Source organism: Undibacterium sp. KW1 (genome assembly GCF_009937955.1).
GTDB lineage: Bacteria > Pseudomonadota > Gammaproteobacteria > Burkholderiales > Burkholderiaceae_D > Undibacterium.
Map to the genome: position 1 here is coordinate 729404 of NZ_AP018439.1, position 17401 is coordinate 746804.

14 protein-coding genes are annotated in these 17401 nt (G+C 51.8%); 7 read left to right on the top strand and 7 right to left on the bottom strand.

Annotated features, from left to right (window positions below; genetic code table 11):
* Nucleotides 1-4: 4 nt before the first annotated feature.
* From rapZ to ilvA, 7 genes are all read right to left on the bottom strand, one after another.
* Nucleotides 5-868, bottom strand: a complete 864-nt coding sequence (rapZ, locus tag UNDKW_RS03350) for an RNase adapter RapZ (RefSeq protein ID WP_162057575.1) — start codon at nt 866-868, stop codon at nt 5-7.
* Nucleotides 869-1004: 136 nt separating this feature from the next.
* Nucleotides 1005-1946, bottom strand: coding sequence for an HPr(Ser) kinase/phosphatase (hprK, locus tag UNDKW_RS03355; protein ID WP_162039741.1), 942 nt, complete (start codon nt 1944-1946; stop codon nt 1005-1007).
* Nucleotides 1947-2049: 103 nt separating this feature from the next.
* Nucleotides 2050-2523, bottom strand: a complete 474-nt coding sequence (locus UNDKW_RS03360) for a PTS sugar transporter subunit IIA (protein ID WP_162057576.1) — start codon at nt 2521-2523, stop codon at nt 2050-2052.
* Nucleotides 2524-2625: 102 nt separating this feature from the next.
* Entirely contained in the window at nt 2626-5304 is a 2679-nt protein-coding gene (locus UNDKW_RS03365) for an EAL domain-containing protein (RefSeq protein ID WP_162057577.1), read from the bottom strand.
* A 179-nt stretch (nt 5305-5483) separates the two neighbouring features.
* Nucleotides 5484-6077 carry a hypothetical protein gene (locus UNDKW_RS03370; protein WP_232063222.1) on the bottom strand — a complete coding sequence of 198 codons (594 nt, stop codon included), beginning with the start codon at nt 6075-6077 and terminating at the stop codon, nt 5484-5486.
* Nucleotides 6078-6143: 66 nt separating this feature from the next.
* Nucleotides 6144-6989 carry an NADPH-dependent 7-cyano-7-deazaguanine reductase QueF gene (gene queF, locus UNDKW_RS03375; RefSeq protein WP_162057578.1) on the bottom strand — a complete coding sequence of 282 codons (846 nt, stop codon included), beginning with the start codon at nt 6987-6989 and terminating at the stop codon, nt 6144-6146.
* 40 nt (nt 6990-7029) lie between these two features.
* Nucleotides 7030-8619, bottom strand: coding sequence for a threonine ammonia-lyase, biosynthetic (gene ilvA / locus UNDKW_RS03380; RefSeq protein WP_255431544.1), 1590 nt, complete (start codon nt 8617-8619; stop codon nt 7030-7032).
* A 103-nt stretch (nt 8620-8722) separates the two neighbouring features.
* Between ilvA and UNDKW_RS03385 the strand changes: the two genes are divergently transcribed.
* From UNDKW_RS03385 to UNDKW_RS03415, 7 genes are all read left to right on the top strand, one after another.
* Nucleotides 8723-9214, top strand: coding sequence for a YqaA family protein (locus UNDKW_RS03385; protein ID WP_162057580.1), 492 nt, complete (start codon nt 8723-8725; stop codon nt 9212-9214).
* Between the two features lie 6 nt (nt 9215-9220).
* On the top strand, nt 9221-10126 hold the full coding sequence (locus UNDKW_RS03390; RefSeq protein ID WP_162057581.1) for a metallophosphoesterase: 906 nt from the start codon (nt 9221-9223) through the stop codon (nt 10124-10126).
* Between the two features lie 191 nt (nt 10127-10317).
* On the top strand, nt 10318-11619 hold the full coding sequence (locus UNDKW_RS03395) for an HAD family hydrolase (RefSeq protein WP_162057582.1): 1302 nt from the start codon (nt 10318-10320) through the stop codon (nt 11617-11619).
* A gap of 236 nt (nt 11620-11855) precedes the next feature.
* Nucleotides 11856-12197, top strand: coding sequence for a hypothetical protein (locus UNDKW_RS03400; RefSeq protein ID WP_162057583.1), 342 nt, complete (start codon nt 11856-11858; stop codon nt 12195-12197).
* Between the two features lie 359 nt (nt 12198-12556).
* On the top strand, nt 12557-16528 hold the full coding sequence (locus UNDKW_RS03405) for an FAD/FMN-binding oxidoreductase (RefSeq protein WP_162057584.1): 3972 nt from the start codon (nt 12557-12559) through the stop codon (nt 16526-16528).
* A complete protein-coding gene (locus UNDKW_RS03410) occupies nt 16528-16956 on the top strand; it encodes an HIT family protein (protein ID WP_162057585.1) in 429 nt (142 codons plus the stop codon). The genes UNDKW_RS03405 and UNDKW_RS03410 overlap by 1 nt, the downstream gene beginning before the upstream one ends.
* A complete protein-coding gene (locus UNDKW_RS03415; RefSeq protein ID WP_162057586.1) occupies nt 16953-17372 on the top strand; it encodes a gamma-butyrobetaine hydroxylase-like domain-containing protein in 420 nt (139 codons plus the stop codon). Before UNDKW_RS03410 ends, UNDKW_RS03415 begins: the two co-directional genes overlap by 4 nt.
* Nucleotides 17373-17401: the final 29 nt, after the last annotated feature.

A 17401-nucleotide genomic window follows, 5' to 3' on the forward strand; every position in this document is an offset into this window, starting at 1 on the left:
GTTCTTAACTCAACCGCCTATGCCTGACCAGCACCTGTTCCTGCGCCTTGAAATGTGCAGCGAGTTTTTCCACCATATACACTGAGCGATGCTGGCCGCCGGTGCAGCCTATGGCGACTGTCAGGTAGCTGCGGTTGTCGCGTTTGAAGGCTGGCAGCCATTTGGTGATGAATTGCTCGATGTCGGCAAACATGTCATCGACCATCGGTTGTTCTTTGAGGAACTGGATCACGGGTTCATCGCGGCCTGTCAGCGGGCGCATGATGGGGTCGTAATGCGGATTGGGCAGCATGCGGACGTCGAAGACAAAGTCGGCATCCAGCGGCACACCTATCTTGAAGGCGAAGGATTCAAACATCAGCGTCAGCGGGGTGTGGCCGATTTCGATGACGTCCTTGACCCAGGCGCGCAGCTTGTTGGCGCTGAGGTCGCTGGTGTCGATGACGTGGGCAACCAGTTGTATGCCTGAAAGGATTTCGCGTTCTTCCTGTATGCATTCGGTCAGGCTGAGTCTGTCGCCGGGTTCTTTGTCCAGACCAAGCCGGTGTGACAGCGGGTGGCTGCGGCGGGTTTCTGAAAAACGGGCGACCAGGGATTCTGTACTGGCTGTCAGGAACAGGACTTTGACGTCGTGGCCTTCGGTGCGCAGTGCCTTGATTGAATCTGGCAGGCTGGTTAGCAAGTTCGCGCTGCGGCTGTCGATGGCGATGGCGGCGCTGGGTATGCCTTCTTTGGTCAGGGTATTGACCAGGTCAGCCAGTAAACTGGGTGGCAGGTTATCGACGCAATAGTAGCCTGCATCTTCAACCACATTCAGGGCTACCGATTTGCCGGAGCCGGAGATACCAGAGATAAGCAGGATTTCCATAGCGGATATCGTAGTAGGTAATTAGAAGCTGTTTTAAAATTAAGATGGCTAGGCGTCGCCGACGCAGGCAGTACTTTCGTACCGGGTATAACATTAAGGAGGTGCAACAACGCCAGGTTAATTTTACAACAGCCTCTTAGTCGCCGTTTTCCATGGCGCGGCGTTGCCGTTCCATGAAATCTTCCAGCGTATTAATACCACGTAATTGCAGGATGGTATTGCGCACAGCTGCTTCCAGGAGAACTGCGATATTGCGGCCTGCAGCAACCGGGATCACGACTTTTCTGATGGGCAGGCCCAGTACTTCCTCCGTCTGCGAATCGATAGGCAGGCGCTCGTAATTTTCTTCCAGGGTGCTGCGTCTCACCAGATGCACGATGAGTTTCAAACGCATCTTGCGGCGTACTGCGGTTTCACCAAAGATGGTCTTGATATCGAGCAGGCCCAGGCCGCGCACTTCGAGCAGGTTTTGCAGCAGCTCGTGGCAACGGCCTTCTATCATATTCGGTGCGATGCGCGAAAATTCGACGGCATCATCCGCCACCAGGCCATGGCTGCGTGAAATCAGTTCCAGCCCCAACTCACTCTTGCCGAGGCCGGATTCACCGGTGATGAGAACACCTACGCCCAGCACGTCCATGAAAACGCCATGCATGGTGATTTTTTGCGCGAGTTTTTTCGACAGATAGACACGCAAATAATCAATGACTTGAGCGGAAGGGTAGGGTGTAGAAAACAGCGGGATATTATTGTCGTCGCAAGTCGTCAGAAATGCCGGTGGCGATTCCAGACCTTGTGCCACGATCAGGGCAGGTGGTGCACCAGCCACCAGTTCACGCATGAGGTTATTGCGCGAGGCATTTGACAGGCGGTTGTAATACGAGAGTTCCTGATGCCCCAGCACCTGTATGCGGCCAGGGTGGATCAGGTTCAAATGCCCGACCTGGTCGGCAGACGATGCAGCGTCGCCCGTGATTTGCTTGTCGGCACCAGAGAAACCGGCAAACCAGCCCAGTTGCATGGTGTCGCGGTTATCGTCGTAGATTTTTTGTACCGTGAGTTCTGTCAATGATGGCATGGCTATATGTGCTGACTCTGACGATGTGATACTGGGTGACTGGGAGGGATAGATTGACGAGTCTGGCAGCCATGCGCATGCATGGCATACTCAGACATGAAAATCAGGCATTGCCTGGCAAATTCGGACGCCATGCCATGATTTTTTCATATATCGCGGCAGCGCTGGCTTCAGTATTGAGGCTGTCGCGGAAAGTTTCGTTCGACAGCATTTCTGCCACTTCAGACAAGATTTCCAGATGCTGTTGAGTGACATTGTCAGGCATGAGCAAGAAAATCAGCAGGCTGACCGGCTGGCTGTCTGGTGATTCAAAAGGAATCGCTTCCCTGAGCCTGACCAGGGCCGCAATCGGTGCCTTCAGACCCTTGATGCGGCCATGCGGGATGGCCACGCCATGGCCCAGCCCGGTAGAGCCCAGGCGTTCGCGGGCAAACAGGTTATCAGAGACAACCGAGCGCGCTATGCTGCAATTATTTTCGAATAACAGCCCGGCCTGTTCAAATGCTCTTTTTTTGCTGGAGACTTCCAGATCCAGGAGTACGTTGTTCAGAGGCAGGATTTTTGCAATATTCGTCATGGTGCAAGATCGTTTTACAGCGAAATGGTGCGATGCACAAAATTAGGTTTTGACAAATTATAGGCTTCTTTTGGCTGATATGCGCAAAACCTGACAACACTTTTAACGAACGTTGTCTCTCAGTAATTTTTCAAATTTATCAACAGGCAGGGGTTGACTAAAATAAAAACCCTGCATCTCCTGACAGCCAGAGTCAGCCAGGAAGAACATCTGGTCGGCTTTTTCCACCCCTTCGGCAGTAACGCTCATGCCCAGCGCATTGGCCATGGCGATAATGGCATGCGTCAGGACAACGGAATCAGGGTTGCCCGGGATATCGCGGATGAAAGAGCGGTCTATCTTGAGATTGTCAATAGGGAAACGTTGCAAATAAGATAGTGAAGAAAAGCCTGTACCAAAATCGTCCAGGGAAATGCTGATACCCAGTTTTTTGATCGCGTCAAAGACCGGCAGCAGCAAGTCTATGTCACCCATCAGCAAGCCTTCGGTAATCTCAAGTTGCAGGGCCGTTGGCGGCAAACCGATTTCTTGCAGGATTTGCTCTATATATTTAGGCAGGCCAGGGTCCTGGAATTGCTTGGGCGAGATATTCACGCTGATGACCATGTCCGGCGCATATTGCTCACGCCATAACTGGGTTTGCAGACAGGCCTGGCGCAAGATCCAGCGGCCCAGCGGCAAAATGAGGCCAATTTCTTCTGAGATGGGGATAAATTCGTTAGGTGGCACCAGGCCCACATCCGGCATTTGCCAGCGTATCAGGGCTTCTGCACCGACGATGCGCGAGGTACAGAGACAGATTTTTGGCTGGTAATACACGAGGAATTCATTGTCGGTCAGGGCGCGGCGCAGATTGGTTTCCAGCGCATAACGGTGCTGGGCACGGACATTGAGTTCAGTCGTGAAAAACTGGTAATTATTACGACCAGATTCCTTGGCATGGTACATGGCAGAATCGGCACAACGCATGAGTGTGGGGCCATCTTCACCGTCATGTGGATAAACCGCAATGCCTATGGAGGTACCCAGGTGATATTCATTGCCATCAATCACGAAAGGATCGCGCATGCGGGCCAGGACGCGCTCAGCCAGGTCCTTGAGTTGTATTGCATCTTCAAAGGCTTCAGCAACGATGACGAACTCATCACCACCAAGGCGGGCCAGCATGTCGGTCGTGCGTATGCAGGAACTCAGGCGCGAAGATACATCACGCAAAAGTGTATCGCCAGCCGCATGACCAGCGGTGTCATTGACGTTCTTGAACCTGTCGAGGTCAAGGAAGAGCAGGGCCAGGCGGTGCTGGGTGCGCTTGGCACCCGCCAGTGCCTTGACCAGGCGCTGGTTCAGTTGGTGGCGGTTCGGCAAACCAGTCAGGGCATCGTAAGAGGCCATGAAATGCAATTGCCTTTGCGTCTCGCGCACTTCTGTCGTGTCAGTGAATGAGATCAGTACGGCAGATACCGAGGCACTGCTTTTTTTGTTAATGGGCAGCACGTTGACGAGAAGCCAGACTACAGAGCCGTCGCGCAGTTCTACCCCCATCGACAAATTCAGGATAGGGGTTTTGCTGCGGAACACGACAGAGGCCGGATCATCACCCATGCGTATCGATTGTCCCTCGTCACCGAGTATGTTCTTGAAGTAGCGATGGCGCCTGCCTACGGTGGTGATGTCTTCTATCTTCAGGATGCGCTGGGCGCTGGGGTTGCAGGTCAGGATCTGGCCATTCGGGCCTATCACCATGATGCCTTCACTGAGATTGGTCACCACGGAGCGATAGCGTTCTTCGCTTTCCTCCAGGCTTTGTTCCATGTTCTTTTTGTCGATGGCCAGACCAATGAGGTCACAGGCATCCATCATCATGGCCTGCTCATCTTCATTTGGGCTATGTACCATCTGGTGATACACATCGACCGTGCCCAGCAGGGTGTTGAAAGCCGTCGTAATAGGCAAGGACCAGCATGAACGCAAACCATAACGCAGAGCCGGTTCACGCAAATTCTTCCATAGCGGGCTGACAGCAATATCCTGGACTATCGTGGTGCGCTGGTAATAAATCGCCGCCGAGGCCGAACCCGAGCTGGTATCAACAGGTACATTGCCAAGCAAGGCGCAAAAACCGTCAGGCAGCGAAGGGCCAGCGCCAAAACTCAGTTGCTGGCTGCTGGCGTCATACAAGGTGATGGCGCACAAAGCGCCATTGTCGAGCAAGCGCTCCATGCGATCACAGACGTCTTCGAGAATATCTGTCAAAGGTTTGTCGAGCGCGATCATCTCGAGAATTTCTTTCTCGTGATGCAGGGCTTCATGGACGCGGCTGGATTTGTAGCGGATTTGATCGATCAGGGGCAGGGCGGTGACGGTGGCGCTGGAACGGGAGCTGCTGCGGGGAGTGATTTCTCGCGCCGTCAGCAAGATGGCGGTTTGTTCATTGAAACTGAATTGCGTGCCCCGGACTTCTATATCTAGCAATTGACCATCAAGCCGTATGCACTGACAGGTATGTTTGCTTTGCGCTCCATCCTGCCTTAGTTTTTGCAATATGGTTTTGGCACCCTCATGATGCCGTCCATGCAGGAAGGCTTCGGGCTTCAGGCCTATCAACTGCTGTGGGTCTCCGGCATGCATGAGTTCTGCACCTGCCGGATTGGCATACACGAGGTTGTCGTCGATCAGCACATACATCGCATCCGGGTTATGTTCCAGCAAGGCCAGATGCCAGTCTTGACTGGCGACAGGCTCGCGTGTACTAGTACTTGAAAACGGGACCGGAATTATCACGACGACAATCTATAAAACGAATAAGTCTGGCTACTTTACATCAAGCAAGTTCTGAGGACAATGATGGTAATTAGCTAGCATATTAAAAACACATTATGCTGCGGCAGGCGAATAAAACACCTTCTTGCAAAATTGTACTTCCCTGGCCGGATTTTATTTCAAACACTTGTTTCAAGCGCTTATTTCAAGTCTATCCGGACAAACATGAACAACACATCGCCATTACCCTTGTTCTTGGAAAAGCGCGGGACATAAGTCGCCATCAGCTTGGTATTGCGTGTGCCTATCGAGGCCACGGGCAATACAGCAGGGAAGGGAAAACCGCCAAAGTAATCGGTACGGCTGATCAGCACGCCAGTCAGTCCGCCACCAACTTCGACCTTGTCACCCAGGGGTTTCATCCACTGGTAGGCATAGCCAGCCATGGGTTGGGGTTTGAAGTGCGAATCCGAGATCATCATGGCATACAGGGATTCTTCATTATCTTCCTTGGTGCGTATGGTTTTGCTAAAGCCCAGTCCCCAGGTATTTTCATTCAGCTCTGCAATTCTTTCCCTGGTATAAGTATTGCGGCCATGGTGAGTATGACCAGCCAGCATCAGTGACAAGTCGCCTTCATCCAGGATTTTATTGGCTTTGGCTTTTGCGCTATCCCACCAGCCCATGTCTTCCTGGGCAGGGGCGCTAGCTGTTTGCGCCTGGGATGCTGCGCACAGCATGAAACTGGACGCGCACAAGGCAGCGCGCAAGGAGAAATATTTGAATTTCAACATAATATTGCTTACAAATGGATACAAAAAATGGGTGTAAGAGGGATGCAGCCATGCACATTGCTGCGCTTACTGGCGTGCATTCCGGCGATTGTCCGGGCCCTGGCCCGTACTGAAATTGCTGCGCCATGGATTGATGTCCAGCCCGCCGCGACGGGTATACCGCGCATAAACTGACAACTTCTGCGGTTTGCAGTGGCGCATGATGTCCACAAAGATGCGTTCCACACATTGCTCGTGGAATTCATTGTGGTCACGGAAGCCTATCAAATACTGCAACAGGCTTTCCTGGTTGATTTGCGGGCCTACATAATGGATTTGCACGCTACCCCAGTCTGGCTGGCCAGTGACCAGGCAGTTGGACTTCAGCAAATGCGAGATCAGGGTTTCTTCTACTGGCGACTCGTCAACATTGGCGGTCAGCAGCAATGGGTTGGGGGTATAGCTATCGACTTCAATGTCCAGTCTGTCGAGCAACTGGCCTTGCAGTTCGTGCATGGCGAGTTTGTCGAACTGGTCTGGCGTGGTCAGCTTGACCTGCACTGCTGCGCCAAAACCAGCAGACAAATCTGCCTGCAATAGACTGATCAAAGCATCAGTACCTGCGAGGCGAGTCTGGTTAAACGAATTCAGATAAAGCTTGAAAGACTTCGATTCTATAATGTTCGGTGAATCTGCCGGTACCGTAATAGCAGCGATTGCCACCTGTGGTTTGCCACGCATGTTCAGCCACGAGATTTCATAGGCATTCCAGATATCCACACCAAAGAAAGGCAGGCTGCTGCCCAGGCCTATTTCTTCCCTTTTTCCGCTGCGGGAGATAGGGAATAGCAGGCTGGCATCATATTCGGACTTGTAGGTCGCGGGTTTACCCAGTAAAGAATGCTCAGGCGTATTTGGTGCGGAATCTGTCATGGTATGTGTATTACTTATTTACTTAATTCGAGGGGCTGCATCAGCCCAAAAATAATTGATAAACGGGATTCTTGCTTTCATCCCAGTAACGGTAACCCAGGGTTGCCAAAAATTCGCGGAAAGCCTTCATTTCTTTCTTTGGAACCTGTAAACCAACTAAAGTTCTGCCGTAATCTGCGCCATGGTTACGATAATGGAACAAACTGATATTCCAGTTTGGTGCCATGCTGTTCAGGAAACGACCCAAAGCGCCTGGGCGTTCAGGGAATTCAAAGCGGTACAGTAATTCATCCCTGGCCAGGCTGCTCTTGCCACCCACCAGATGGCGGATATGCAGTTTCGCCAGCTCATCATGCGTCAAATCCAGGGTAGGGAAGCCGTGCTTCTCAAAATTCTTGGCAATTTTGCCAGATTCCAGCTTGTCGTGTACTTGTATGCCCACAAAAATATGGGCAATCTTTTCATCACTGATGCGGTAATTGAATTCTGTGACATTGCGTGCACCCACCAGTTCACAAAAACGGCGGAAGCTGCCGCGCTCTTCTGGTATGGTCACGGCAAACACAGCTTCACGCGCTTCACCGACTTCGGCACGCTCAGCGACAAAGCGCAGCCGGTCAAAATTCATGTTGGCGCCGCAGGCGATGGTGACCAGGGCTTCATTCTTCAGCGGTTTCTTGTCGGCCTTGGCGCGTTCTATATAAGCTTTACAACCAGCTACTGCCAATGCACCAGCAGGTTCCAAAATGCTGCGGGTATCCTGGAACACGTCCTTGATGGCGGCGCAAACGGCGTCGGTATCCACCGTAATCACTTCATCAACATACAGCTTGGCCAGGCGGAAGGTTTCTTCACCTACCAGCTTGACGGCGGTGCCGTCAGAGAACAGACCTACATCATTCAAAGTCACGCGCTTGCCAGCTTTGAGGCTGCGCGCCATCGCGTCAGAATCTGTCGTTTGCACACCGATGATCTTGATATCAGGGCGCACTGCCTTGACGTAAGCTGCCACGCCAGAAATCAGGCCACCGCCGCCAATCGCGACGAAGATTGCATGGATAGGCTCGGCATGCTGGCGCAAAATCTCCATGCCCACCGTGCCCTGGCCAGCGATAACGTCAGGGTCATCGAAGGGGTGGACAAAGGTCAGCTTGCGTTTCTTTTCCAGTTCCAGCGCATGGCCGTAAGCATCGGTATAAGAATCACCAAACAGGACGATTTCAACCAGGTCACCACCATGAGTACGTACAGCATCTATCTTGACCGGTGGCGTGGTGGTTGGCATGACGATGACTGCCTTACAGCCTTTTTTGCTGGCACTCAGGGCCACGCCTTGGGCATGGTTACCGGCAGAGGCGCAGATGACGCCGCGTTTGAGTTGTGCTGGCGTGAGGTGGGCAATCTTGTTATAAGCACCGCGCAGCTTGAAGCTGAACACGCTTTGCATGTCTTCGCGTTTGAAATAAATTCGGTTATCCATGCGAGCCGACAGGCTGGTAGCGTATTCCAGCGGGGTTTCAAATGCGACGTCATAGACGCGCGCTGTCAGGATCTTCTTCAGATAATCGGTGCTCATGGATGTCTTATTGTTAGTTAAAAATGGCTTATTTGGGCCTGATCTAAAGCTAATTCAGGTCTAAATACTTACTTGTTGCTTACTTTTTGATTACTTGCTGATTTGAAATTGCAGCCGCCATTATAATGTAAGCCTTTTACAACCATATCAAACCACGATGATAGAAGCTGCAGTCCATTGGTTATTAAGCGTCCTGGCAGTGCCTGAAGTCGGTTTGAGTTCGGTATTTATTGTCAGCTTTATTTCGGCCACGCTCTTGCCTTTAGGTTCGGAGCCGGCCGTATTTGCCGTCATCAAGGCCAACCCGGCGATTTTCTGGCAAGTGATCATTGTCGCCACCATAGGCAATACCCTGGGCGGGGTGGTTGATTACGGTATGGGTTATGCCGCCAAGCAGGCCTTTGACCGTGAGCGTGAAAGCTATTGGTACCGCTGGCTACAGCATTTTGGTGCCAAGACCATGCTGCTGGCCTGGCTGCCCGGCATAGGTGACCCCATCTGCACTCTGGCAGGCTGGTTGCGCCTGCCTTTCTGGCCCAGCGTGTTTTATATGGCCGTGGGTAAGTTTCTGCGTTATATCGTCATTACCTGGTTATTGTTGAAGGTGCCAGAGGGTTACTGGACCAAAATCGCCAACTTCATCTTCTGATCAGGCATGGGCAGGGGTAAATACTATGGCTGGTGGCGGCGTGCGGGTGAGGGGCTGGAAGCCGCTTTCTATCAAGAAAACTGGGCAGCACGCATTGCCTATGCCTTGAAACTGCAAGGCGGCTTGCACATCGACAGGCGTAATTTTTACCTGCCCTTGCCTGCGGGCTTTCACTGCAAGCTGGCCTTCATTTCAGATTTGCATGCAGGCCCGCTGACAGATGTGCGTTTGCTGGAACAGGCATTTGCCGCCATTGCTGATTTTGCACCGGATGTCATTCTGTTTGGTGGCGACTTCGTCTCGCTGCATGCCAGACATATCCGGCATCTGATGAAGCCTCTGGCTTTGCTTAATCCCGCTACTCCCAAGTTTGCCGTCATGGGTAATCATGATTTGTGGCTGGATGATGTGCATATCGCAAATTGCCTCACGGAGGCAGGTGTCCAGGTCCTGGTCAATCAAAACAAACGCTTGCCCGCTCCCTTTGATGCAATTTCGATTTGCGGCCTGGATGAACCCGGCGTCGGCATGCCTGACGCAGACCAGACTTTTGCCGGGGCAAGCGACGTGCGCGTGTTGCTCATGCATTCGCCGCTGGGTCTCAAGCTCTTGGCTGGACATGATTTCCAACTTGCTTTTTGCGGCCATACCCATGGCGGGCAAATCGCCACGCCGGGTGGCAGGCCACTGGTTTTGCCGCCCGGCTCAGGTGAGCGTCGTTATGCAAGGGGTTTGTTTGCCTTGCCAGACGGTCGGCAATTGCTGACCAGCCAGGGCATAGGCATGAGTGATGTGCCCATACGCCTGTTTGCCCCTTCCGAAGTGCACTTATGTCATCTGTATTCGGCGCTGGATGCAGTAGAACAGAATGGCAGTCCGCCCATGCCATCAGACCTGGTAGTTAATGTATAGACAAATTTGCTTAAAAATTTTGTGCCTATTGCAGGGATGTCACAATGTTTGACTATAATGCTTGCCGGAAAGTAGTCAAAAAAAGCAGTATTCGCACGATCACACTATGCAAGTTCTGTACGCTTAAACAAGTTTTTAATAAAGATACATGCCCGGCATGTGGCATGTCATGCGCTCATTGAGGAAATCAAATGCAAGATACTAAACAAACCCGTCAACAGCCACGCCGTGGCTTTTTGCAAGGTCTGGTTGCCACTGCGGCAGGCGTAAGCCTGGCTGCCCCTGCACTGGCTAAACCGGCCGCAGCTTCGCCAGCAGTATTCCTCGATGCCGCCAAATGGTCACCGCGCAACCGTGACCTGGTAGCGGCTTTGATCGCCAAGCATGGCAATACCAGCAAAAGCTATTCTGCCAAGCGCAAGCCTTACGCCGTGTTTGACTGGGACAACACCAGTATCATGAATGACTGCGAAGAAGCGCTGCTGATGTACCAGATCAATCATCTGGCATTCAACCTGAGCCCGCAAGAATTCTCTGCGACTATCCGTCAAAATGTACCAGCAGGTAACTTCACTGCTGACTACAAGAATGCCGCAGGCAAGGTTTTGGATCTGGAAAGCATTTGTACCGATCTCGACAGTGATTACGCCTATCTGCATGCCAACTACAAAGGCATGGCAGGTAGCCGCAGCCTCGAAGAAATCGTTGAAACTGCACAGTTCCAGGATTTCCGCGCCAAGCTCTACTTCCTGTATGAAGCCGTTAATGACACGCATGGCGTGAACGTTGGTTATCCATGGGTGATCTATTTCTTTGCCAATATGACGGTAGGCGAAGTCAGTGCACTGGCAGAAGCATCGAATGACGCCAACCTCGGCATGAGCCTGACCAAGACCAAGTACACCAGCCCTTCATCTCTGCCTGGTGTGGCCGGTGTCATCACGACTGCCCACTTCCATGGCATACGCCTTTGTACAGAAGTCGCGACACTGATGAACACTTTCCGTCAAAACGGTTTTGACGTGTATGTCAGCACCGCCTCGCTGGAAGATGTGGTTGCCGTATTCGCGACCAATCCAAAATATGGCTATCATGTGCAACGTGAAAACGTCCTGGGCCTGCGCCTGGAACAAAATGGCGACGTCTATAAAAACGCCTACCGCAAAGACTGGCCTTTGAACTGGGGCCCGGGCAAAACCGTCGTCATCAAACGTGAACTGGTTGCCAAAAAAGGCTACGGTCCGGTATTTGTCGCTGGTGACAGTGATGGTGACTACGACATGCTGCGCGATTTCAAAGAAACAGAAATCGGCCTGGTCGTGAACCGCCTCAAAAAAGGCAAGATCGGTGAATTGTCCAAGGCCGCTGCTGATGCTGCCAAAGAAGCCCATCCGCGCTTCCTGCTGCAAGGCCGTCAGGAATCCACAGGTAACTGGTTGCCAGTGGAAACAACACTGAAACTGGGCAAGACTGCGCCTGCTTTGCTGGGTTGATTTTTTCTACTTGAGAAACGGGCAGCTGAGGCTGCCCGTTTTTTTATTTCAAATATTGCTTAATTATAAATTCCTTTGTTTTTGGTGATGCTCAGAGTAGTATGTAATTAATCAAATAAAAACTTCTTAGATAATGAAATCAAAAACAAGCAGAGGTTTCTGTAATACAAACTTGGCGTTGCAATAAAAAATTGAAAGAATCACCTGTAAACAGGTTAACAAAGTGAGAAACGGAAATGTGGTCAACAATATGTGGGGTTGTCATTTTTGTTATTGTTCTTAAAATTGTAATTAATGAAATTAATCGACGTGCCCGAAAAAAATTCGATTCATTATCGCCAGATGAGCAAGCAATTGAATTGCAAAAACAGTATGAGGCCAAACAGCACTATTTATACGGCTCTATAAATGAAAAATTAGTATGTCAGCATTGCCAGGTGCAAGGAAAAATAAGGGTTAAAAGGGTAGTTATTTCAAATGAATCATTGACTGGGAATATAGTTAAAGTGAAAACTGTTCACAAAGCAGATGCGACACAAATGCATTGTGAAAATTGCAGGGTAACTTGGAACGTTTAGGAAGAACGAAAATCATATTGTTTTAGAAAAACTCAAATTTATTTTGTTTTGTATTTGTGCGTCTCTTCCCTCTACGTTCTCCACTCTCTCCCAAAATGACTGCTTGCTGTACGCGGTCAGGTGTAAAATACGACAAACGATGTAAATCAAATTTGCCCGCCTGACTTTTGTGCAACGATAATCGTGATGATTTTGCAATTTAGCCACTTTTTTGATGATTTTGTGGGGTTTTGCCAAATTCCATTCGGAAAATTGCCACAATCACCATTCATTACCGTATAAACTTCAAGGCTGTTGGCGCGTGGTGCATCGCAATAAGTTAGAATGGACTTTTATATATCCGTCCAACCACGTCACTGATGAATGCTCCAGCCCAGATACAGGCCTTGCTCGCAGATGCACCCCAAGGCGCCACACCGACCCGCGTGCGGGAAATTCCCTATAACTATACGTCGTTCTCTGACCGCGAAATCGTCATACGCCTGTTAGGCGAAGACGCCTGGCAATTGCTTGATCAATTGCGCGGCAAACGCCAGACCGGGCGATCTGCGCGCATGCTGTACGAAGTGCTGGGTGATATCTGGGTCGTGCAGCGTAATCCCTATCTGCAAGACGATATGCTGGACAACCCCAAGCGTCGTCAGGATTTGATTGATGCCTTGAATCACAGGCTGGCTGAAGTCGAGAAGCGCCGCCTGAGTACCGTCAACGATGATGCAGAACGAAGCAATAGCGTAGAGACGCTGGTGCTGGCTGCACGCAAGGCAGTGGCGGCGTTTTCCAAGGATTTTCGCGATACCTATGATTTGCGCAAGAAGGCCAACAGGCTGCTGGCGCGCTTCACTGCAAAAGACAATATCAAGTTCGATGGCCTGAGCCGCGTATCCCATGTCACTGATGCAACCGATTGGCGCGTGGAATACCCCTTTGTCGTGCTGACGCCAGACACCGAAGATGAAATGGCGGGCCTCGTCAAGAGCTGTATAGAACTGGGCCTGACCATTATCCCGCGTGGCGGTGGCACGGGTTATACCGGCGGCGCGATACCGCTGACGCCTTTGTCGGCGGTTATCAATACAGAGAAACTGGAACAACTGGGCGCAGTCGAAATGACGCGCCTGCCGGGCGTTGATCGCGATTATGCGGTTATCTATTCCGGTGCTGGTGTCGTCACCAAGCGCGTCTCGGATGCGGCTGAAAAAGCAGGCTTTGTGTTTGCCGTAGATCCAACCTCTGCCGAAGCCTCATGCATAGGCGGCAACGTCGCCATGAATGCGGGCGGCAAGAAGGCGGTATTGTGGGGCACAGCGCTCGATAACCTGGCTTCGTGGCGCATGGTAGATCCTAACGGTGACTGGCTGGAAGTAACCAGGCTTGAGCATAATCTCGGCAAAATCCACGACGTGGAAGTAGCCAAGTTCAAGCTGGAATGGACACACCCTGGCGAGAAGCAACCGTTCAAGACCGAGCAGCTTGATATCAAGGGCCGCGTATTCCGCAAAGAAGGCCTCGGCAAGGATGTGACTGACAAGTTCCTCGCGGGTTTGCCAGGTGTGCAAAAAGAAGGCTGCGATGGTTTGATTACATCGGCTCGCTGGATCTTGCATAAAATGCCCAAGTTTGCCCGCACCGTCTGCCTGGAATTCTTTGGCCAGGCGCGCGATGCCATACCGAGCATCGTTGAAATCAAGGATTACCTCGATAACGAAACCCGCAAGGGCGGCGCTATTCTGGCGGGTCTGGAACATCTGGATGAGCGCTATCTGCGTGCTGTCGGCTATACGACCAAATCCAAGCGTGGCGTCTTGCCCAAGATGGCGCTGTTCGGTGACATCGTTGGCGATGATGAAAACACCGTGGCCCAGGCCGCGTCTGAAGTCATACGCATTGCCAATACCCGCGTCGGTGAGGGCTTTGTGGCCGTCAGCCCTGAGGCACGCAAAAAATTCTGGCTGGACCGCGCCAAGACAGCGGCGATTTCCAAACACACCAATGCCTTCAAGATCAATGAAGACGTGGTGATTCCCCTGAACCGCATGGGTGAATACACCGATGGCATAGAGCGCATCAACATAGAATTATCGATACAAAACAAGCTGGCTTTGCTCGATGCCTTGAAGGGCTTTTTCGCCAGGCGCAATCTGCCGCTGGGCAAGAGCGAAGATGCTGCTGGTGATGACATCCCCGCATCTGAATTGCTGGAAGACCGCGTCAATGAAGCGAATGCACTTCTGCAGGCAGCAGAAGCACGCTGGACTTATCTGCTGAATAATCTCGACAAGCCACTCAGTGCAGCCAAAGCAGAATTATTTGAGCTTGGTCTGGACAAGCTGGAATTTGTCTTTGATGAAAGACTGCAACAGCAGCCTGATGTGACGGTATTTTCCATCGTCCAGGACAGGACAGTGCGGGTATCCTGGAAGACAGAAATCCGTGCACACCTGCGCCAGATTTTCAGTGGTTCTGCCTTCAAGCTGATATTGGATGAATGCGTGGCCGTGCACAAGAAAGTATTGCGCAGCCGCGTCTTCGTCGCCTTGCACATGCATGCAGGTGATGGCAATGTGCATACCAACTTGCCAGTCAATTCTGATGATTATGAAATGCTGCAAGTGGCACATCATGCCGTTGCCCGCATCATGGTACTGGCCCGTTCATTGAATGGTGTTATCTCGGGCGAGCATGGCATAGGCATCACCAAGCTGGAATTCTTGACTGAAGATGAAATCAAGGATTTCCGTTCGTATAAATTGCGCATCGATCCTGAAGGCCGCTTCAACAAGGGCAAACTGCTGAACCTGCCAGACTTTGCTGCCGACTTGCGCAATGCCTACACGCCTTCGTTTGGCCTGATGGGGCATGAGTCGCTGATCATGCAGCAAAGTGATATCGGTGCGATCGCCAATAGCGTCAAGGACTGCCTGCGCTGCGGCAAGTGCAAACCTGTCTGTGCCACCCATGTGCCACGCGCCAATTTACTATATTCGCCACGTAACAAAATCCTGGCAACCTCGCTGCTGGTTGAAGCCTTTTTGTATGAAGAGCAGACCCGTCGTGGTATCTCGATCAAGCACTGGGAAGAATTTGAAGACGTGGCCGACCACTGTACGGTCTGCCATAAATGCGTGACGCCCTGTCCGGTCGATATCGACTTTGGTGATGTGTCGATGAATATGCGCAATCTCTTGCGCAAGATGGACAAGAAGTCGTTCAACCCCGGCACGGCATCCGCCATGTTCTTCTTGAATGCCAAAGACCCGGCCACCATCAAGGCGGCGCGCCAGGTGATTTTTGGCTGGGGTGTGGCGGCGCAGCGCCTCGGTAATACCGTATTGAAAAAGCTTGCTAAGAAACAAACCAAGGCACCACCAGCGAGCCTGGGCAAGCCTGTCATACGCGAGCAGGTGATTCACTTCATCAACAAGAAAATGCCAGGCAACCTGCCCAAAAAAACCGCGCGTGCCTTGCTGGATATTGAAGATGACAAGATGGTCCCCATCATCCGCAATCCGCAAACCACGACAGCAGATACTGAAGCCGTGTTTTACTTCCCCGGCTGTGGTTCGGAAAGGCTGTTCTCACAAGTCGGCCTGGCAACCCAGGCAATGCTGTGGAATGTCGGCGTGCAAACCGTGCTGCCACCAGGTTATCTGTGCTGCGGTTACCCACAACGCAGTGCCGGCCAGTTCGACAAGGCCGAGAAGATGATCACCGACAACCGCGTGTTGTTCCACCGCATGGCGAATACCCTGAACTATCTGGATATCAAGACCGTGGTCGTTTCTTGCGGCACCTGTTATGACCAGATACAGGGCTATGAATTCGACAAGATATTCCCTGGCTGCCGCATCATCGACATCCATGAATTCTTGCTGGAAAAAGATGTCAAGCTGGCGGCAGTGAATGGCACGCGTTATATGTATCACGACCCCTGCCATACACCGATGAAATTGCAAGACCCGCTGAAAACGGTCAATGCGCTGATCACTACGGTCGATGACGTCAAGATAGAAAAGAATGACCGCTGCTGTGGCGAGGCTGGTACGCTGGCCGTATCGCGCCCAGATATCTCTACCCAGATACGCTTCCGCAAGGAAGAAGAAATGAACAAGGGTGCAGATAAACTGCGTGCCGACGGCTTTACGGGCGACGTCAAAATCCTGACATCCTGCCCGGCCTGTTTGCAAGGTTTGACACGCTATGATGAAGACTCTGGCACCACAGCAGACTACATCGTCGTCGAAATGGCCAAGCATATCCTTGGGCCAAACTGGATGCCTGAATACGTCGCCAAAGCCAATAACGGTGGTATAGAAAGGGTGCTGGTGTAATGAGCATTGTTTGTGAGTTATGTGATGCCAGTGCTGGCGATATCCTCGTCAGCACGGACCAGTTACGCGTCATCTTGGTGGACGATGTAAATTACCCCGGCTTTTGCCGCGTCATCTGGAATGCGCATGTGAAAGAAATGACTGATTTGTCCGAGGCAGACAGGAACACTTTCACGCAAGCCGTCTGGAAGGTGGAAGCGGCTATACGGGCAGTCATGCAGCCGCACAAGATGAATGTCGCCAGTCTCGGCAATATGGTGCCGCATCTTCACTGGCATCTGATACCGCGATATACCGATGATGCGCATTTCCCTAACCCTATATGGGCGGCCGTACGCAGCGATGCGCCTGATCAGTCTGCACTGGACGTACGTCGCAACTTGTTGCCGCAATTAAGGCAAACCATTATGTCGAATTTCGCATCATGAGCATAGGTAATCCACAACCCACTTCCCTGAATGCCCGCACGCAATCGCGGGTGCTGGAAGTCGCTTTTGATGATGGCAAGGAGTTTTCTTTGCCGTTTGAATTATTGCGCGTGTCTTCGCCTTCTGCCGAAGTGCGTGGTCATGGACCGGGTCAGGAAACACTGCAAACTGGCAAACGCGATGTTGGCATTGTGGGCATAGAGCCAGTCGGTAATTATGCGATCAAGCCCATCTTTTCTGACCAGCATAGCTCTGGGATTTTTACCTGGGATTATTTGTATTGGCTGGGTGAAAACCAGGCGCAGGTCTGGCAGGAGTATCTGGAGAAATTGCAGGCGGCAGGGTTTGCGGGGGATACTGGGCGGGATGCGCCCATGCTGCCCAAGTCTGGCGGCAGTTGCGGCACCAAGCATTAATACATAGTCGCTCCTGCAAGTTGTGCAGC